Raw genomic sequence first — 15,846 nt, 5'->3', positions numbered from 1 at the left:
TTCTCGGGATGCTCCTTGAGCTGTCAAGCAGCTGGAGCAAGGTCGTTATAGGTGACTTGCGCGATCGGTGTGCTGGTCAGGGCGTGGTAGACCTCGCGGGCGACGAGTCGCTTGAGGCAGCGCATGATGTCCTTCTTGGACAGCCCACCCTTGGTGCGGCGTTCGACGTAGACGCGGATGCGTTCGTCGAAGCGCATCCGGACCAGCACGATGGTGTGCAGCGCATTGTTCGCGGCCCGGTCACGTCGCGGTTGAGGCGGTGACGGCGGGTGCGGCCGAAGGAGGCCGAGATCGGAGCGACACCGGCGAGGTGCGTGAACACCCCCTCGGACCACATGCGTTCGGGGTCGCCCCCGGCCGAGGCAAGCAGCTGGCCGGCTGTCTCGGTGCCGACGCCGAACAACTCCAGCAGCGTGAGGGCCGCCTGCTTGACCGGCGGGCCGATCGGGGCGTTCAGCTCGGCCGATCTGGGAGTCCAGGGTCTGGTGGCGGCGGGCGGTCCGCAGGACCCGCACCGCCTCGACCACGCCGTCCCGGAGATTCGGTCTGCCGATGGCCCGGGTGGGCAGCACGGCCGTCGCGGTGGCGTAGGTGTCCATCGGGTCGGGCTTGCCCTTCAACCGCCGCGTCTTGCGGTCCTGACGGTCCCGTCCACGACGGTGACACCGGTGGTAGCCAGCACCCGGGCAAGCTCGACACCGTAGGCGCCGGAGTCCCCCGACCACACGGCGCCGGGGGTGACGGAAGCAGGCGGCGTCAGCTCTCTTCGCTGAAATCGATCAGGTGGGTGCGGATCGCGCCCATCGGGTCCGGCGCCTGCGCCCGCGGGCGTACCGGCTCGCCGGGTACGGGCGGGATCGGTTCGACGGTGAGGATGTCGCCGTGCTGCGTGCCGGCCTTCTCGTTCAGCGCGGTGTGGATCTTCGTGCGCAGTTCGATCGGGTTCATGCTGCTCCTCCTCGTTGTCGTGTCCGTGTCTCAGTCCTGCTGGATCTCTTCGGTCTCCTCGACGCTCAGGAAGTACGCGGGCAGCGTGTCGAGGCCCTTGGTGTGGGCGTGGAACATGCGGTGGGTGCCGTCGATGAGGAGCTGGTTGACGTCGTCGCCGAACTTGACCAGGGCGATGATCACGGGCTTGGCCAGGTCGGTACTCATCGCGTGCTCGTAGTTGAAGTGCCGCTGGTCGGGTCCGAAGATCGGGCACCAGGACGCTCCGGCGTAGTCGGGGCGCAGCCGGTCGAGCTGGTAGACGGCAGCCCAGCCGGGGACCTCGGTGGGTATGGTCACGCGGGGCTCGGCGGCAATGATCTCCTCGGCCTTGTTGATGTTGAAGACCCACTTGCCGAAGGTGAAGCGCTGGATCTCGGTGGGCACGGTGGTCTCCTTGCTGGCGGTGGTGGGCGTGGTGGTCGGGATGTAGAGGCGGCGACCGTCGATGCGGCAGCGCGAGGTGAAGCCGGTGATGTGCGCGGTCTTGTTCGGGTAGAGCGGCTCGGGGCCGTCCTCGCGCTGGCAGGCCCAGTCGTTGATGTCGTCGGCGGCGTTGTCGGCCTTCGCGAAGTCGTCGAAGATGACACCCATGTGGCGCCGGACGTTTTCGGTCTGCCGCGGGGTGATCGAGACGGCAACGACGAAGTTGTCCAGCGTCTCGTGCTCAGTCAGGGTGTACAAGGTCATGGTTAGTTCTCCGGTCGGTAGGCGTGGCCTGCGGAGTAGTTGGCGAGCCAGCCCTCGATGGTGGAACGCAGGTGGGTGTTCTCGTGGGCGTAGTAATCGCGGAAGTCGCGGATACGCCCGGCGAGCGCCCGTTCCACAGAAACGTTGTTCCAGTCGATCTCGGCGATCTGTCCGAACGTTGCGTGGAACGGACGGGACAGCTCGACCGGCTAGGACGGGGGCGCCATGAGCTTGTTGATCTCGTCGGCGTTGTGCCGCATCCATGTGTCTGCGTCGAGGGTGATCGCTTGGATCAGTGCGTCCCGGAACTCTGCGGCGGTCTTCTCGTGGGGCATGAGCGGGGTGAGGCCGATGAGCCCCTCGTAGTCGGATGGGACCAGGCATCCGGTACGGGGGGCGTAGCCGACGCTGATCTCCCACATGTGGGCGCGGTGGATGACCATGCTCAGGTTGTCGGGGGTGATCTCGGGGATGCCGATTCGGGTCAGCATCCGAGCCATGTACAGACGGGTGCTGTGTGCGGTGGTGTCGTCCACGGGTGCTCCTTCTGGGTTCAGGTGGTCGGACGGCCGCCGTAGAAGCCGCCGAGGGTGGGGTCGGTGTTGTGCTTGGCCATCAGGTCGTAGAAGGCACCCTGGGCACGCTCCATCACCTCGATCTCGCCGGCTGGCGCGCCGTGGATGGCCTCGACCGTGACGTTGTCGTCGCTGCCCTCGTTGTCGAAGTCCTCGATCGCGAGGTACGCCTGGTCGGTGCCGACGTGGAAGTGGTCGAGCCAGATGTAGGTGGTGATGCGGTAGGCGCCGCGGCCGTCGTGGTGGTTGGGGAGGCTGATCTTGGTGTTGAGCTGCTCGAACAGCCTCGGGAGCGCCATCTCGTCGTTGTAGGTCTCGGGGCCGGAGCGGTGCTTGCTGTTGTGGTGGGCCGGGTCGATGGAGGCGATCTCCAGCGTGGGCGGGGTGGTGTCGAAGAGGATCAGGTCGACGTTCGTGCGGACCAGGTAGTGGGAGTTGTTGTCGGGTTCCTCGGTCACGGTTCCTCGTAGGTGATTGGCCGGGCATCCACCGCCACGCCCCCGAAGGGGCGGACGGAAGCTGTCCGGTCAGCCGCGGAGCTGCCGCTTCGCCTGGTAGACCGCGCGGGCCGCGAGCGCGATCTCGTTGTGCGCGCCGGCCTTGACGTCCGTGAAGTCCTCGTCGTCCTCGTCCCAGGACAGGAGGGCGTCCTCCCAGGAGAAGACAGCCGCGTCGAGTTCGATCTCGGCCAGGGCGAGCTGCTCGCGCGGGTCGGTGGGCTTTTCGGGCAGCACGACCCAGCCGCGCTCCTCGCACCACACGCCGCGGGTCGCGTAGTCGGACAGTCGGCCGTCGAACGGGCCGTGCACCGCGTTGGGGAAGTCCGTCTTGGGAGTCAGAGACGGGCCGTAGATCTCGACCTCGCCGGTCTTGATCTGCTCCCGGGTGACCGTGGTGGGCATCGGCTTGTCAGGCACGGTGCCGTCGGGCTCGGGCAGCCAGATGACCTTCGAGCCGTCACGGCGGATGACGTCGTAGGCGAGCATCCCGAGCATGTCGGGCTGCCCGGGGCGGCGGATCATGACGATCATCCGGTTCGGGAAGATCACGTGCCATTCGCGCGGTGTGGTCGTGTTCATTGTGGTGGCGTCCCTTCTTGACGGGTCAGGCGTGGGCGGCGGTGATCACGGGGCAGGGCTCGTCGTCGCAGTTCTCGCAGGATTCGCACTTCTCCCATTCGCTCGTGCAGTCGTGGCTGGTGTGCGCGAAGGTGGAGGCGAACTCGGCGCGGACCGCGGCGGGAAGGCTGGGGTCGTTCGCCTGCTGCCACATAGAGCACGCCCAGGTGTGGTCCTCACCGGACCGGCCGCCGTCGATGGTGTGCTTGTGGATGTTGTGCAGCAGCGGGTATGCGATCTTGACGCCGTCGATGAACAGCTCCGTGTCGGGGTTGCCGTCGGAGTCGAGGTACGTGATGACGTCGGTCCGCGGCAGCCCGGTCCCGATCTTCGGCAGCAGATCCTCCTGGCCGGTGTCGACCGGGCCGAGGCGGCGGATCGCGTCGGTGTAGTCGGTCGGGTCGACGGGCTCGTTGCCACACTGGCCGCATTCGGTCTCGACACCCTGCTCCAGGCCGAGATTTCCGATGCTCACCGTGCCGTCTTCCATCACGTCGAGGTAGGCGAGTAGGGAAATCTCTACTGTCCCTTCGCAGCCGGGCGTTGTGCATTTCATCTTGTTCATGGATTTCTCCTAGGAACTGAAAAGGGCCGACAGCTCCGCACCGGAGCCATCGGCCGGTGGATCGCTACGTCAAAAAGGTGAGGTAAACGATGCGCTCTGGTGTCCCTCTGCTGGCCTACTTGAGGCCCTTCTCCTTGAGAACCAGCTCGGCCAGCTCCATCGCCACGCCGGGGTCGTCCCACGAGCCGGGCTGCCCCGCCTCCCCGGACTGGGTGGAGATCAGCAGCGCCAGGTCCGCGGCGTCGGGCTTGCAGTTGATCTCGCGGAATGCGGCTACCGGCGCGGTCTTCTCGCAGTCGGCACACTTGAACGTGAACGTGCTTGGCGAGAACGTCTTGAAGTCCGGGTTGTCGCCGACACTCTCGCCGGTGTTCGACAGGCGGTGCCCGTATTCCGCCAGGTACTTCTCCCGGATCGGCCTGGTGAACTCGCCCGCGCTGTCGCGGAGGATCAGGTTGTCGCCGTCGGTGCGAATGTAGGTGAGGGTGTAGTTCAGGCTCGGGATGGTGAACTCCTGGCCCGGCTCCACAGTCTGGCCGGTCTCACCGATGTGAATGGTCATGCGGAACTCCTTCTAGGCATAACAAAAGCGGCCCACCAGAATTGGTAAGCCGCCGAGTCGTTGTGGTGTGCTTGGTTCTACCGCTCGTCTTCGTGGCAGAGCCCGTTGTCGATCAGGTACGTCTTGTCGGCAGCGAGCTGCCGGATCTTCTCGATATAGCTGGAGCTCGTCCTGGCCCGCGCCGCGGCTGCGTCCGTGATAATCCTCATTACGGACTGCCACTCTTCTGCGCTGCCTTCTTCCTGGTACGACTTCTGTATTCGTTTGAGCAGGCGGTAGGAACGCACGAGATCCTGGGCCAGGTCGCTCGGTGCGGGAAGCGGCATGTGGTGGAGGCTGCTCCACGGCGTGGTGAGCAGTGCGGCCGAGCCGACTACGGCGATCTTCATCGGTCAGGGATTCCTCTTGAAGATGAGGACGCGCCCGTTCCCCTGGATGAAGACCTCGTCCTCCCTGAGTACGTACTCCTTGAAGAACTTCTCGACGTACAGCTCGTTCATCGCGGCCCTTTCAGTTGAAGCGGGTGAGGGACGCGTACGACGTCTCGGCCTCGACCCGAACGTTGTGGGCGAGCTGCCTGTCGAACTGTACGTCCGTCAGCCTCTTCGTGCCGTCGATCGCGGCCACGCCGACGTTCTCGCGGACTTCCTCAACCGTTGTGAACCGCTGCTCGTCGGCGCCAGCGTCCCAGCGGGAGCACCGGACGGCGTCCTCCCACATCCGGATGCGGACCCACGCCTTCCCGGTGTTCCGCGCGGTTATCTTCTCGATGCCGACGATCCGCAGCATCTTCGCCAGGTACTCCTTCACGTCGCTCATCGGTGCCCCTCCTCCTCGATGATCGCGGCCAGCGTCAGGACGGCCCACTGCTTCGTGACGTTCTCCACTCCGAGCTTGGAGTTCGGGTAGCCTTCGCGCGGGTTCGGCATGTTCTCGCGGATCGTCATGCTGCCGATACGCGAGCCGTCGCTGAGTATGAACCGGTGGCCGTCGAACTCGGCGTACTCGCAGGCCTCGGTCGACTCGCAGTTGCAGACGCTCGTGATGCTGTCGGGAAAGACGTTGTTGGCCGCGAGGCTGTTCTCGTAGTACTTCGTGGCGAGTTTGGTGCGGATCTCGCCGAACACCCACAGTGACGCGTTGTGGTGATCGGCGTACTCCTCCAGCAGGACCACGTCCGTCCTCCGTTCCGCGGTCTCACCCTGGTCCACGCCGCCTCGGGGCTCGCGGTGCCACCAGACCACCTCAACCGTTCGAGCCAGATTCACTCGGACTCCCCCTTGCTCTTGATCCACTTGTCGGCCCGCTGATCGAGCCACTCGATCACGTCCTGGTCGCCAGCCTGCTCCTGGGGCGGAGCACCCAGAGGTACTCGTTGTCCGGGAGCGGCTTGCCGAGATCCGGGCTGTAGACGTAGGCGTAAGGGTGGCCCTGCCAGGTGAAGTTCCATCGCGTGCCGTCCACGTCGGTCCGCTGCGCGTGCCAGGGGCGGTCGCCGAGGTGACGCTCGTAGCCGCCCAGGTCCTTCCATTCCTCCACGCGGCCGTCACGCCAGCCGGTGCGCATGGCCTTGTAGATCCACTCCTTCCAGTTCCCGACGATGCACTCCTTGCCGTACAGCGGCCGGTGCTTCTGCACCCAGTCGGTGCGCGCGCGGTCGAAGTCCTTGGAGGCGCCGGTGACGCCGAGAGTCTCGAAGACGGCCAGCTCCCAGCCGTCACAGCGGCGCATCAGCCAGCCCGTGGTCAGTCGGGTGAGGGTGCGGCCGGAGGCCGCCAGCTCTATCACCGGCTTCCAGTCGTTCTGCTCGGCCGGGCTCATCTCGATGTGTGTGCCACCCGTGTAGCGGAACTCCATCGCGCCCATCGACCAGCCCCAGGACCGGCTCGACCAGGGGTACTTGTTGTAGTCCCGCAGCCCGGCAGCGACGTGCCGGCCACGGAAGAAGTCGTCGCACATGGCCTCGAACGCCTCCCGTGTGCGCGGCACGAAGTGCACGGACGGGTCGTAGGTACCGTCATTGAAGAAGTTCTTGATCCGCAAGTCTGGCTCGCGGATGTCGAACCGGTCGGAGTAAGTGCCCCACGGAACGCTCGGGCCGGGGCGGATCATCACCTGCATCCATCCGTCCCAGCGAAACGTTATGTCGGCGTCAGGGTGGTAGTACTCGAAAATCGGGTGTGTCAAGGAAACCTCCTCGTCGGTTTCTACGCGGGAATGCGCAAAAGGCCCCGCCCCGGGATCGAACCAGAACCGCACCCACATTCACCGTGCGTACGGGGCGCCACACTCAGTTGCGGCGGATCTACTGGGGCCACTCGTGGTCGTAGAGGAACTGCCCGGCCCATTCCTTGAACTGGAACCCAGGGATGCGGGAGGCGCTCTCGCCTCGGTCGGGCTGGGCCACCCACGTTGTGGTGCCGTCCGCGAGCCGGTGTTGCCACACGTATCCGTGGACCTCGTCGTGGTCGGTGACTCCGAGGACGAGGACCGGACGTGTAGCTGCCGGTGGCGTTCGATGAACTCGATGTTCTCAGCGAGCATCACGCCTCCGCGCTGGGGTAGATGCGGTGCTGGTGGATGCGGAGGCCAACCGGCCCCCAGACCCCGGCGAGTTCCTGCACCGACTCGGTGGACACCAGCTGCTGCGGTGTCCACCCGATCACGTCGCGGAACGTTCCCTCCGCACTCCACAGGCGTATGTAGTGCTCGCCGCGCGTCCACGTCGCGAACGGGCGGGAGCCCGACTCGTTCACCAGGTTGTGGAACTGGAAGGACACCGTTCGGGTGCCCTTGCCCTCGGTGTTATCGATCACCTCGACCTGCGGGTAGAGCCGCTGCTTGAGCCAATGATCGCTGTAGGCCAGGGCCTGCTCCCGGATCTCTCCGGCCAACGCGCTGCCGGCCAGCGTCAGTGCGTAGGTGCACGGGCCGCCGTTCGCGTCGTCAGGCTCCGGGGCGATGCGGAGCAGGCCGCGGCACTGGAGTTCCCAGGTGGTGTCCACCAGCTTGGTGATCGGGTTGGTGTGCTCACGGCGCAGGATCTTGCGCAGGGTGTCGGACTCTACGCGGGAATCCCGGTGGGCACCCGCAACGAGAAGGACCTGGCGCTCCAGCTTCCGCTCGGGCGCCAGGTCCTCAAACCAGTCGAAGTACGGCCCGGCCATCAGGCGCCCACCTCGTTCTCGTTGTCGGGCTCGCGCCACTCGAAAACGCCGGGGCGGATGTACGTCTCCACCAGCTCCCCGGCCTTGATCTGCTCGATCTCGGCCCGCTCCTCGTCGGTGAACTCGCGGTACCGCCAGTTCTTGTCCGACAGCGGCAGTCGCGTGGTGTCGAAGCTCTCACCCTGGCGCCTAACGCCGTGCTCCAGGACAGCCTCGACCTCGACCGCGGGCGCGATCCGCTTGAGCAGGTACGCCTCGCAGTACGCACCCCACCGCTCGACCTTGCCCTCGAACGTGATGTGCTCCATCACGTGCGTCGGCTCGTCATCGCAGAACACGTCGCTGCATGTCACGAGCGTGCGCCGGCTGTTGTAGGTGGGTCCCGAGCCCGTCGTCAGGCCGCAGGGGAGTTTCACACGGTTCTGCATGATCACTTATTCCAGTTCTCGCCGTTGGTGACGGCCTCGACGCATGTCTCGGTCGTGTACTGCTGCTTCCGCTCCATCGCCTCGATGTCAGGCTCCGGCTCAGACTCGGTGGGCTTGTAAAGCCCCAGCTCTCGCATCAGGGCCGCCGTCACCATGGCCTCCTCGGCGATGCCGCCCTCCGCGTTCAGCCGAGTGCCGTCGTCGCAGTTCTCGGTCCTGAGCGTCTTCTCGAAGTCGTCGTGCGCCTTCGCCAGCTCCGCCGTCCTCTCCTGCACCCGCTCGACGTCCACGGGCGGGACCAGCACGGAGCCCGCCGGACCGACGACGAGGCCCAAGTCCCTCCCGTCCGCCTCGCCGGCGGCAAAATGCTTGCCGTCGTCCTCCCCGAGGTATCCGGTCGCCCACGGGTCCATGCTGTGGGTGCTGGCCGTGATGATCAGCAGCCGGTCGCCGGGCATCGGGGTCCGGTCCACGATGGGGCGTCCCGCGTAGGAATAGGTGTTGTCGGTACGCACTCGATTCTCTTCCAATCGCGAAGAAGCCCCCGCACTCATGCACGGGGGCGCTGACAGTCGAGGGGGGATCACGAGCCCTCGGGCTCGTCCGAGATCAGCTCCGCCGAGATACGGCGCCGCTCGCCGCCCATATCGCGGACGATGATGTAGCCGGTGTGCCGGGGGCCGAGGTCGTACGGCTCGGTCTCGGTCTCGATCACCATGCAGAGGGTCACGAGCCGGCCGAACCGCGCCTTCGTCCTGGCCGGCACTTCGAGGGTTGCACCCCACATGTCCGCGGCCCAGAACCGCGTCTCCTCATCGGCGATCTCTTCGAAGTGCGAGTACTCACCGATGACGTCCGGCGGGACCGTGAAGTTAAGCTTGTCGGCGCGAACCGCCCAGCCGCCCTGCGCGTCGTGCTTTTCCAGCCTGATCTCCGCCAGCGCCATACGACCCGCGCGGATTGCGGCGGCATCTTTGGCGTCCAGGTCTTCGAGCCGGTAGCCCCGGAACGCTCCCGGGAGCTGCTGCTCGACCACGATGCGGTACATCACACCTCCAGTGGGAAACGAAAAGGGCCCGACGAAATCGCCGGGCCCTACCTGTCTGTGCTGCTACTTGCCGACAGGCTTCCACAGCGGCTCGTGGAACGGGGTGCGGTCGGCCTCCGTGCGGTACAGCTCCGCCTCGCACGACTCGCACTTGGTCGTGTTGCCGCCGATGAACTCCGAGGCGACCTTGCCCTCGCACACGGGGCACACGTTGTCGGCGAGCTTCCGCCGCGTGTTCTCGACGAGCATGGCGCGTGCCGCGTCGTTCTTCGGGTTGGTGATCGCCTCGCGGCAGCCCAGCAGCCACAGCGCACCTTCGCGCTGGGTGTAGACCGAGCTCGTGGCCTTCTTGTCCCACGTGCTGGGGTCGGCCTCGATCGCGAGGGCCGCCACCCACTTCAGCGGCGAGTCCGGGAACCGCTTCTTCGCGGGAGCGTTCTCGGTGCTCCGGATCACCCCGAGGAAGTCCATCCCCCACCCCGCCTTGTGCCACACCCGGAGTGTCGGGAACTCCGCGTCGACCGTGATGTCCTCGTACTCGAATTCCGCCACGCCTACTCCTCCAATATCGGAGTCGAATTATTACGCGCCCAACGCGGGAGTCGAACCCACGCCTGCACCATGCCGGGCCTCACTGCTCCTGGAGCGTACGTCCCTCGTACACCAGCCGCCGCCCCGACCGCACGTCGTACAGCTTCGCCGCGACGTCGAGTTGCGTCTCGTCACACGTCGCCCGCCCCGCCATCTGGAACGCCTCATCCACCGAATCGGCCTCGAACGTGCTGCACCAGCCGTTGGAGCCGAGCACAGCCGCCTCCCGCTCGATCTGCTCCTCCGACCAGTCCACCCCGATCAGCTCGACCAGAAGATCCCCGCCCCAATCGAACTCACCCAGCACCGTGTACGCCGTCATCCCATCCCCACCCGTCTTCCATCTCGCCGTGCTCCTCGACGCCATCGAACATGCGAACCCCATTCCCCTCGAAGAACGCGTCCCATGCCATGCGCAAGGCCCGCTCGTAGTCGTCACACAGCGGCTCGCACACCCACCAGTCGTCCGGGTGCATGACCTCGTGCCGCGCCGAGATGTCCGCGAGCGCCTCGTCGTCACCGTCCTCGATCTGCTCGTAGTCGGTGATGTGGACCTGGCCGCCGTGATCACGGCCGATGATCACGGCACTCACGCCGAGCCCTCTTCACCAGTCGACAGCATCACGTGCACCGGAGTGCCGTCGGACGCCGTCCACTCCACCGCTCCGTTCTCCGACAGATCCTCCATGACCTCCATCAGCTCGTCCGGATTCAGGTAAACGATGATTGCCACGCTCAGCTCTCCTTCTTTCCCACGTAGTACGCCTGCGGCTCGGTCACTCCGTTGACCACCCGGTACACGTACGCCGAGTCCGTCCCGTTCGTGGACTTGTCCGCGTTTCGCTCCGCCTCCTCCCGATCCCCGATGACCATGGACCCGACGAACCCTCCTGGGTTCGATCCGTACATGTGGTGGGCGCGCGGCGCGAAGTAGCGCACCTCGAATTGCTCCACCTCGACGCCCGGAGTCGGCTTGAACGCCTCGTCCAGGTCCCGCTTCGGCATGTGCGAGCCGCGCGAGATGATCACACACTGCTCCATCCCGTCCTTCGTGGGGCGGCCGGCGTGCTTCCAGTCGGTCTCGAACAGCGACCCCCAGTCCTCCTGCTGCTGCCCCTTCGGCCTGCGCAGCGCCTTCGCACCGCACAACGTGCACTCGCCCGGGTCCATCGCAATCTTGTTGAGCATCAGAATTCCCCCACCGTGTAGCGGCCCGCGAAGACCTGAATTCCGTCGAACTCCGGGATCATGTAGGTGTCGCGCACCGCCCAGCCGTAGCCATAGCGGTGGGCGAGCGCCCTGGCCGCCGCCAACGCCCTGCGCTCCGTCTTGTAGGTCTGGAACGGCCGCTCGACCGTCCACCGCTCACCCAGCGGGGCGTTCGCGCCCCGGGCCTTGAACAGCGTGGAGATCGCTGGCTCGTCCTCGATCGGCACGGCCTGGAACCAGCCCATACCGCCGCGCTCCATCTGGTAGCACTCCTTCTCACGCACGTACCGCACGTCGGCTTGCTGCCCCCGCTCACGGTGATACTTCGCCTCGTCGAGCGCTTCCTCGTACCGACTGGCCACCGTGCCGGAGAGCCGCCGCCCGCCCACATACACGTAGAACTTGCCCCGGGCCGCCGTCCACGAGTGGAAGACGTGCGTGGCGAACACGGAGTCCGACCACATCTCGCCCGTGCCGAAGCTCGTGTAGATCCCGGCCTCACCGGTCGTGATCGGCGCAGAGAACCGGTTGCCGTTGTCGTCGTAGAGCTGAACCGCCCGGCCATCCTCGACAATCTCCGCGCCCATCACCTTGTCGGCGACCTGCATATAGGCGCAGACTTCCGAGAACGGCAGCCGGATGATGAACATCACCCCCGGCACCAGAACCGCTCGCATACCAAAAGCCATGAAATACCTCCCCAAGAAATGTGCCAGCTCACGCAAAAGAGGGACGTTGTGCCTGCGTCCCTCTTTCAGGCTTTGCATTGCACTGACAGATGAGGGCCGTATGCCGAGAATCCGAATCCCGGCGTACGGCGCCTCGTGAGGCACCAGCCCGCCGGGCTTCGCCCGTCAGCCAGTTGACGGCCTGCGCAGGTGATGCGGTTACGGAGTGTTCGTCGGCCGTTCGAACTCACCGGCCAGCACCGCCATGACGAGCCCCAGCATCTCCATGGCCTCCTCGGTGTGCCGGTCGGCGACCGCGTCGTGGTCGTCGTAGTCGTTGCCGAGCAGTGCTCCGTCGGCGTCTTTGTACGGCGCGAGCTCGGCTTCGTGGCGGGCCAGCATGGCTGCATGCGCGTCGATCAGAGCGTGGAGTACGGCCTGGCCGTCCCCTTCGGGGATGTCGGCGGCTTCGGTGAGATCTTGGCCCTGCCACATCGCGGCGCAGTGCAGCCATCCGGCCAGGTTCCGGATGCGCGCGCTGTATGTGCGGTCCCACCGGTGGAAGGGGAGGGCCTGGGCCTCGGTGAGCTGGGTGAGGACTTCGGCGATATCGGCGGGGGCCGCGTCCCGCGGGAGTGCAGCCAGGGGAGTTTTGAACACGGCGTTCCTTGTCATGGTTAGCTGATTTCGAATGTCGGGCGCAGATCACGGAGGGTGGGGCTACTCCCAGAGGCCGGTTACGCACAGGTCGGTGACACTGGGCAGCTCGGACAGGATCGAGTGGAACTCCTGCAGCTCGTACTTCCCCTGGCGCGTGGCCTTGGTCAGCCGCAACCAGAGATCGATCTTCACGGGAAATTCCTCGTGGTCTCGTGTGGCGATGTATCCGGCGTCCATACACGAGTACTGGACTCTGTCGACGACCGTGATCAATTCACCGAAGGCGATCCGGTCTCCTCGCCGGGGAACGGGGAGCTCGCCCGTCTCCCAGGCGAATTCGGCGGGGTGCTCGACCCCGTCGCGTTCGAAGCCGAGGTCGAAAGCCGCGTAGACGCGCACTTCTGTTCTCCTTTTCTGACTGGTCCGGGTAGCGCCCTGCGCACAGCCCGGCTGGGTGGAACGGAATGAAGGAGCGGAAGCCGGCGGACAGGGACCGGTGCATCCGCATCCGTCTCGCCGTCTGCTCTACGGTCGCTCTTCCGCTGGGACTGCAGGATCTGGGGAGGCAGCGGGTCTACGCTTCCTCGCCAGCTCAGTACGTGCTACGCCCAGTCGTCGGCGGTCAGCTCAGTTCCGACCTTGACCGTGTAGGACGACCAGCGCACCACCGTGTCCTGGTCGCCGACGATGTTGTAGAGGATCTGCTTGTAGTGCCCGCCGTCGGGATACTCGTGGTACTCCTCGGCATACTCGCGAGCCAGGTCGATGGTTGGGAACGGGATCTCGACCGGCTCCCCGTGCCAGAAGTGCGTGGTCAGGGTGCCCTTGATCGGCATGATCCGGAACCGCTCGCCCTCCGGCGGCATCTCGCCCTCGTACAACCATCCATCCGTCGACCCCCAGCCGCGCGCCTTGCCCTGGTACTGGGCTTCGGCCTCCTCACGCGTCTCGCACTCCGTGATCGTCGCCTTCCGCCACTCGCTACGGAGGTGGTTGCATGAGTCCGACCAGCCCGGGGTGCGCACGTAGTACGGCTTCGATCTCGGCGTGTATCCCGGCTCCGACTTCTCGCAGCACGGCTCCAGAATGCAGACGGTGAATACGTCCGTCATGAATCCCCTTCCCAGGAAAACAGGACGCGGACCGAACCGCCCGCGCCCAAGGAGTGCGCGGTCAGTCGTTCAGCTTCGTGCGCTTGTCCTCGTGCTGCGCAGCGGAGCTGTCGAGGTCGGCTGCGGGCTCCGCGTCGTGTCCGTCTGCTGGGTGCTCGGCGTGCGCCCACCAACCGCCGGTCTGGCAGGCGATCCACTGGATCATGGTGCGGCAGGTACGGCAGGTGGTGTCGGGGTGGGTGATCTCAGGGGCGTACTCGGTGTCCATGGGGGTCCTTCCGGGCGCGGGGTATCCGAGGGGCGGCGTCGACGTGGCTGCCGGTGATGACTTCAGCTGCAGGCCAGCTCGGTGGCTCGCGACCAACTGCCCATCCGGAAGCGGATGGTGGTGGCCGGCGGAACATCAGACTTCAGATCTGTCGGATCCGTGCGCCAGGCCTCGTAGGCCGCCAGCGTCGTGGATCCCGTTACCAGCAGACACCGACGGATCGCGGCGACGAGCTGTTCCTGGGTCCACTTCGTCGTCGCATCCTGCAGTTGTTCCGGCTGTGCGACCGTGTCGAGTCCCGCGAGTTCTAGCGCGCGGTTCCAGCTGCCGAAGCGGCGCTCGTAGAGCGGAGCAGACGGGTCTGCGTCCCCGCGGCGCTGCTCGAACGTGCGACGTCCGAGGATGCTCTCCCCCTGCGCCAGGCGGATGAGCACGCGGAGAAGCTGCTGGTCGGTATAGACGACCGGGCCTGGCTTCATGGACGCGGGGACGTGCGCAGCATGCATAGTCATGTCCGGTGCTCTCCTTCCGGAAACGGGCGCGCGTCAGAGCGTGGCCACCTGCATGAGCTGTTGGCCGCGGGTGATGGACGCGAGCACCGCGTTGAAGGTCCGAGGGAGCCGACCGCAGCCGGTCGAGTCGCCCATCTCGGTCGCGAAGCACGGCAGTTCCTTGAGCCAGGCTGCGGCCTGCTTGTCGACGTAGACCGGGTTCTCGCCCTCGAAGACGGTCGGCAGCAGGTCTTCTGGCCATCACTCACGTGCAGCGTGAGCGTCAGCAGATCGACGTCGGCGGTGGCCCGATCAGAAGCAAGGGCAGTCATGGCGAGCAGTCCTTCGTGGGAGGAGATGAGAAGCCCACAAACAGCCGCCCGACAGGGGGCCACCCGTAGCCGACACGCGCACGACGTATCGCAGAGCCTTCCGGATCAACTCCGTTGATCCCCAAGCGCCCAACAGACCCGCAGGCACTCTGCGCGCCCGAGTCCCGCTCTGCGCGTCCTCTGCATCCTCTATCTGGCGACATCCTGACTCATCACAGGCCGTCATTCAATAGGCATTCACATAAGATGCACTCAGAGACCAGTCGATCCAATCAGACTGGTCGGCAATAGGAGGGGCGAGGCGAGAAGCGATGAGGACCTCGAGGACGAGGAAGGCTGGACTCTCTGCTGCAGCGTTGGCCGCGGGCGTTGCGCTCGTTGGATGTTCCAGCGGCAACGGCAGAACGGCCAAGGAGACACAGCCAGCGCCTACACCAAGCCCGACTACGAGCACTACCAAGGTCGCCGACAAGGCTCTCGGCGAGGCGCTGGACAAGCTCGCCTTCCAGGGCGCCGGAGGTTCCAGAAAGGACGGCGGAGCCTGCCTAGCTAGCGCAGCACGGAAGGCGGGAATGTCGGAGAAGGCGCTGGCCTACATCGCCAAGGCCGACAGCGACGACATAGGCACAGTCATCGACGGACTGAACAAGGTAAGCGAGGACGATGCCGCACTGCTGGCCTCGCGGTCACTGCGCGGGGACGTCGACGGATGCATCGACAAGGCCGTACTTCCGGACAGCAGCAGCCTCAAGGCTCAGAGCTACGCGCCCCCGAAGGCAGCCGCGAAGCCTATACCTGGCAAGCCGAACCTGAAACCGGCCTACCCGGTCCGCGCGGATCAGCCGGTCAACTCGTCCATCGAGCTCACCAAGGGCCTGGTCTCGATGTTCTCCTCCTACGCCCGGGACGAGAGCCAGAAGAAGACATACGCGGCGGCCGGCCAGTGTCTGTCGACCGTGGTGCAGAACGCGGGCTTCAGCCAGGAGGCGCTGCACTTCTTCGCCGGCGGCGCACCCCTCAGTACCGGGTCGGTCGTCGAACACCTGCCGAACGACAAGGACAAGGCGATCTGGCAGTCCCCGAGGTTCATCCAGGAGCTTGTCGACTGTACGACGAACACGACGCCAACTACCGCGCCCAGCTCCTGAGCTGGCGTCCATCAGACAGACGAAGGACCCGGTGCGACATGTCGCACCGGGTCCCTGCCTTCCCTTCTCGCCGTCACGCGAGGGTGGGGGTGGTCCACAGCAGATGGCCCCGCCCGAGGGGGAAGGAATCGAGCGGGGCCATCTACTGCGGCGATGCCCGCCGGCGAACCGACTGGGAGCGAGCGCGACCCTACTGGTATTCCAACCCTAACGAAAAGAGCGTAGAT

29 protein-coding genes and 1 pseudogene are annotated in these 15,846 nt (G+C 65.8%); 1 reads left to right on the top strand and 29 read right to left on the bottom strand.

The genetic code is table 11. The features are described 5' to 3' along the window. Positions 1 to 23: 23 nt before the first annotated feature. The 29 genes and pseudogenes from ACGF2Y_RS01065 to ACGF2Y_RS00925 all read right to left on the bottom strand — a co-directional run bounded on the left by ACGF2Y_RS01065 (position 24) and on the right by ACGF2Y_RS00925 (position 14,160). Entirely contained in the window at positions 24 to 197 is a 174-nt protein-coding gene (locus tag ACGF2Y_RS01065) for a hypothetical protein (RefSeq protein WP_392942580.1), read from the bottom strand. Between the two features lie 110 nt (positions 198 to 307). Further along, positions 308 to 403 (bottom strand): annotated as a pseudogene (locus ACGF2Y_RS01060) (hypothetical protein); the annotation flags it as partial. Positions 404 to 756: 353 nt separating this feature from the next. Next, positions 757 to 948 (bottom strand): hypothetical protein, encoded by a 192-nt coding sequence (locus ACGF2Y_RS01055; RefSeq protein ID WP_392941951.1) that lies wholly within the window; start codon positions 946 to 948, stop codon positions 757 to 759. A gap of 30 nt (positions 949 to 978) precedes the next feature. After that, the gene (locus ACGF2Y_RS01050) at positions 979 to 1,677 is read right to left on the bottom strand and encodes a hypothetical protein (RefSeq protein ID WP_392941948.1); all 699 of its coding nucleotides are present in this window, start codon (positions 1,675 to 1,677) and stop codon (positions 979 to 981) included. 2 nt (positions 1,678 to 1,679) lie between these two features. Then, on the bottom strand, positions 1,680 to 1,814 hold the full coding sequence (locus ACGF2Y_RS01045; RefSeq protein WP_392941947.1) for a hypothetical protein: 135 nt from the start codon (positions 1,812 to 1,814) through the stop codon (positions 1,680 to 1,682). Positions 1,815 to 1,886: 72 nt separating this feature from the next. Next, entirely contained in the window at positions 1,887 to 2,213 is a 327-nt protein-coding gene (locus ACGF2Y_RS01040) for a hypothetical protein (protein WP_392941945.1), read from the bottom strand. A 17-nt stretch (positions 2,214 to 2,230) separates the two neighbouring features. Then, complete coding sequence (locus tag ACGF2Y_RS01035) at positions 2,231 to 2,710, bottom strand: hypothetical protein (protein ID WP_392941943.1); 480 nt, start codon at positions 2,708 to 2,710, stop codon at positions 2,231 to 2,233. A gap of 69 nt (positions 2,711 to 2,779) precedes the next feature. Then, positions 2,780 to 3,331, bottom strand: coding sequence for a hypothetical protein (locus tag ACGF2Y_RS01030; RefSeq protein ID WP_392941941.1), 552 nt, complete (start codon positions 3,329 to 3,331; stop codon positions 2,780 to 2,782). A gap of 25 nt (positions 3,332 to 3,356) precedes the next feature. Next, on the bottom strand, positions 3,357 to 3,935 hold the full coding sequence (locus tag ACGF2Y_RS01025) for a hypothetical protein (protein ID WP_392941938.1): 579 nt from the start codon (positions 3,933 to 3,935) through the stop codon (positions 3,357 to 3,359). Positions 3,936 to 4,050: 115 nt separating this feature from the next. Further along, entirely contained in the window at positions 4,051 to 4,497 is a 447-nt protein-coding gene (locus ACGF2Y_RS01020; RefSeq protein WP_392941936.1) for a hypothetical protein, read from the bottom strand. A 77-nt stretch (positions 4,498 to 4,574) separates the two neighbouring features. Beyond that, complete coding sequence (locus tag ACGF2Y_RS01015; RefSeq protein WP_392941933.1) at positions 4,575 to 4,886, bottom strand: hypothetical protein; 312 nt, start codon at positions 4,884 to 4,886, stop codon at positions 4,575 to 4,577. 121 nt (positions 4,887 to 5,007) lie between these two features. Then, a complete protein-coding gene (locus ACGF2Y_RS01010) occupies positions 5,008 to 5,316 on the bottom strand; it encodes a hypothetical protein (RefSeq protein WP_392941931.1) in 309 nt (102 codons plus the stop codon). Further along, the gene (locus ACGF2Y_RS01005) at positions 5,313 to 5,765 is read right to left on the bottom strand and encodes a hypothetical protein (protein WP_392941929.1); all 453 of its coding nucleotides are present in this window, start codon (positions 5,763 to 5,765) and stop codon (positions 5,313 to 5,315) included. The genes ACGF2Y_RS01010 and ACGF2Y_RS01005 overlap by 4 nt, the downstream gene beginning before the upstream one ends. Before the next feature lie 55 nt (positions 5,766 to 5,820). Continuing rightward, positions 5,821 to 6,684: a hypothetical protein gene (locus ACGF2Y_RS01000; protein ID WP_392941927.1), complete on the bottom strand. Its 864-nt coding sequence runs from the start codon at positions 6,682 to 6,684 to the stop codon at positions 5,821 to 5,823. Between the two features lie 356 nt (positions 6,685 to 7,040). Beyond that, positions 7,041 to 7,664, bottom strand: a complete 624-nt coding sequence (locus ACGF2Y_RS00995; RefSeq protein ID WP_392941925.1) for a hypothetical protein — start codon at positions 7,662 to 7,664, stop codon at positions 7,041 to 7,043. After that, complete coding sequence (locus ACGF2Y_RS00990) at positions 7,664 to 8,092, bottom strand: hypothetical protein (RefSeq protein WP_392941922.1); 429 nt, start codon at positions 8,090 to 8,092, stop codon at positions 7,664 to 7,666. The genes ACGF2Y_RS00995 and ACGF2Y_RS00990 overlap by 1 nt, the downstream gene beginning before the upstream one ends. Positions 8,093 to 8,094: 2 nt before the next feature. Then, a complete protein-coding gene (locus tag ACGF2Y_RS00985; protein WP_392941920.1) occupies positions 8,095 to 8,607 on the bottom strand; it encodes a hypothetical protein in 513 nt (170 codons plus the stop codon). 68 nt (positions 8,608 to 8,675) lie between these two features. Further along, positions 8,676 to 9,128 carry a hypothetical protein gene (locus ACGF2Y_RS00980; protein ID WP_392941918.1) on the bottom strand — a complete coding sequence of 151 codons (453 nt, stop codon included), beginning with the start codon at positions 9,126 to 9,128 and terminating at the stop codon, positions 8,676 to 8,678. A gap of 75 nt (positions 9,129 to 9,203) precedes the next feature. Continuing rightward, the gene (locus ACGF2Y_RS00975) at positions 9,204 to 9,692 is read right to left on the bottom strand and encodes a hypothetical protein (protein WP_392941915.1); all 489 of its coding nucleotides are present in this window, start codon (positions 9,690 to 9,692) and stop codon (positions 9,204 to 9,206) included. 79 nt (positions 9,693 to 9,771) lie between these two features. Then, on the bottom strand, positions 9,772 to 10,053 hold the full coding sequence (locus ACGF2Y_RS00970; RefSeq protein ID WP_392941912.1) for a hypothetical protein: 282 nt from the start codon (positions 10,051 to 10,053) through the stop codon (positions 9,772 to 9,774). Next, positions 10,028 to 10,324, bottom strand: coding sequence for a hypothetical protein (locus ACGF2Y_RS00965; RefSeq protein WP_392941909.1), 297 nt, complete (start codon positions 10,322 to 10,324; stop codon positions 10,028 to 10,030). Before ACGF2Y_RS00965 ends, ACGF2Y_RS00970 begins: the two co-directional genes overlap by 26 nt. Continuing rightward, complete coding sequence (locus ACGF2Y_RS00960) at positions 10,321 to 10,464, bottom strand: hypothetical protein (RefSeq protein ID WP_392941907.1); 144 nt, start codon at positions 10,462 to 10,464, stop codon at positions 10,321 to 10,323. Before ACGF2Y_RS00960 ends, ACGF2Y_RS00965 begins: the two co-directional genes overlap by 4 nt. Positions 10,465 to 10,466: 2 nt before the next feature. Further along, positions 10,467 to 10,919 (bottom strand): hypothetical protein, encoded by a 453-nt coding sequence (locus tag ACGF2Y_RS00955; RefSeq protein WP_392941904.1) that lies wholly within the window; start codon positions 10,917 to 10,919, stop codon positions 10,467 to 10,469. Further along, entirely contained in the window at positions 10,919 to 11,629 is a 711-nt protein-coding gene (locus tag ACGF2Y_RS00950; protein WP_392941901.1) for a hypothetical protein, read from the bottom strand. Before ACGF2Y_RS00950 ends, ACGF2Y_RS00955 begins: the two co-directional genes overlap by 1 nt. Positions 11,630 to 11,827: 198 nt before the next feature. Further along, complete coding sequence (locus tag ACGF2Y_RS00945; RefSeq protein WP_392941899.1) at positions 11,828 to 12,268, bottom strand: hypothetical protein; 441 nt, start codon at positions 12,266 to 12,268, stop codon at positions 11,828 to 11,830. 60 nt (positions 12,269 to 12,328) lie between these two features. Beyond that, positions 12,329 to 12,667 (bottom strand): hypothetical protein, encoded by a 339-nt coding sequence (locus ACGF2Y_RS00940; protein ID WP_392941896.1) that lies wholly within the window; start codon positions 12,665 to 12,667, stop codon positions 12,329 to 12,331. A gap of 203 nt (positions 12,668 to 12,870) precedes the next feature. Continuing rightward, on the bottom strand, positions 12,871 to 13,380 hold the full coding sequence (locus tag ACGF2Y_RS00935; RefSeq protein ID WP_392941894.1) for a hypothetical protein: 510 nt from the start codon (positions 13,378 to 13,380) through the stop codon (positions 12,871 to 12,873). A gap of 61 nt (positions 13,381 to 13,441) precedes the next feature. Beyond that, positions 13,442 to 13,648 (bottom strand): hypothetical protein, encoded by a 207-nt coding sequence (locus ACGF2Y_RS00930; protein WP_392941891.1) that lies wholly within the window; start codon positions 13,646 to 13,648, stop codon positions 13,442 to 13,444. A gap of 62 nt (positions 13,649 to 13,710) precedes the next feature. After that, positions 13,711 to 14,160, bottom strand: a complete 450-nt coding sequence (locus ACGF2Y_RS00925; RefSeq protein WP_392941889.1) for a homing endonuclease associated repeat-containing protein — start codon at positions 14,158 to 14,160, stop codon at positions 13,711 to 13,713. An 883-nt stretch (positions 14,161 to 15,043) separates the two neighbouring features. Between ACGF2Y_RS00925 and ACGF2Y_RS00920 the strand changes: the two genes are divergently transcribed. Next, on the top strand, positions 15,044 to 15,619 hold the full coding sequence (locus ACGF2Y_RS00920) for a hypothetical protein (RefSeq protein ID WP_392941886.1): 576 nt from the start codon (positions 15,044 to 15,046) through the stop codon (positions 15,617 to 15,619). The last annotated feature ends 227 nt before the right edge of the window (positions 15,620 to 15,846 follow it).

The organism is Streptomyces sp. NPDC048142 (assembly GCF_043202835.1).
Taxonomy (GTDB): Bacteria; Actinomycetota; Actinomycetes; order Streptomycetales; family Streptomycetaceae; genus Streptomyces.
Note: the sequence above shows the minus strand (reverse complement) of the source record. Positions and strands in the feature narration are given on the sequence as shown.

Coding starts and splice junctions, on each gene's coding strand:
- ACGF2Y_RS01065 (WP_392942580.1), bottom strand. CDS start 197: ATGCGCTTCGACGAACGCATCCGCGTCTACGTCGAACGCCGCACCAAG.
- ACGF2Y_RS01055 (WP_392941951.1), bottom strand. CDS start 948: ATGAACCCGATCGAACTGCGCACGAAGATCCACACCGCGCTGAACGAG.
- ACGF2Y_RS01050 (WP_392941948.1), bottom strand. CDS start 1,677: ATGACCTTGTACACCCTGACTGAGCACGAGACGCTGGACAACTTCGTC.
- ACGF2Y_RS01030 (WP_392941941.1), bottom strand. CDS start 3,331: ATGAACACGACCACACCGCGCGAATGGCACGTGATCTTCCCGAACCGG.
- ACGF2Y_RS01025 (WP_392941938.1), bottom strand. CDS start 3,935: ATGAACAAGATGAAATGCACAACGCCCGGCTGCGAAGGGACAGTAGAG.
- ACGF2Y_RS01020 (WP_392941936.1), bottom strand. CDS start 4,497: ATGACCATTCACATCGGTGAGACCGGCCAGACTGTGGAGCCGGGCCAG.
- ACGF2Y_RS01015 (WP_392941933.1), bottom strand. CDS start 4,886: ATGAAGATCGCCGTAGTCGGCTCGGCCGCACTGCTCACCACGCCGTGG.
- ACGF2Y_RS01010 (WP_392941931.1), bottom strand. CDS start 5,316: ATGAGCGACGTGAAGGAGTACCTGGCGAAGATGCTGCGGATCGTCGGC.
- ACGF2Y_RS00995 (WP_392941925.1), bottom strand. CDS start 7,664: ATGGCCGGGCCGTACTTCGACTGGTTTGAGGACCTGGCGCCCGAGCGG.
- ACGF2Y_RS00990 (WP_392941922.1), bottom strand. CDS start 8,092: ATGCAGAACCGTGTGAAACTCCCCTGCGGCCTGACGACGGGCTCGGGA.
- ACGF2Y_RS00970 (WP_392941912.1), bottom strand. CDS start 10,053: ATGACGGCGTACACGGTGCTGGGTGAGTTCGATTGGGGCGGGGATCTT.
- ACGF2Y_RS00955 (WP_392941904.1), bottom strand. CDS start 10,919: ATGCTCAACAAGATTGCGATGGACCCGGGCGAGTGCACGTTGTGCGGT.
- ACGF2Y_RS00950 (WP_392941901.1), bottom strand. CDS start 11,629: ATGGCTTTTGGTATGCGAGCGGTTCTGGTGCCGGGGGTGATGTTCATC.
- ACGF2Y_RS00935 (WP_392941894.1), bottom strand. CDS start 13,380: ATGACGGACGTATTCACCGTCTGCATTCTGGAGCCGTGCTGCGAGAAG.
- ACGF2Y_RS00930 (WP_392941891.1), bottom strand. CDS start 13,648: ATGGACACCGAGTACGCCCCTGAGATCACCCACCCCGACACCACCTGC.
- ACGF2Y_RS00925 (WP_392941889.1), bottom strand. CDS start 14,160: ATGACTATGCATGCTGCGCACGTCCCCGCGTCCATGAAGCCAGGCCCG.
- ACGF2Y_RS00920 (WP_392941886.1), top strand. CDS start 15,044: ATGTCGGAGAAGGCGCTGGCCTACATCGCCAAGGCCGACAGCGACGAC.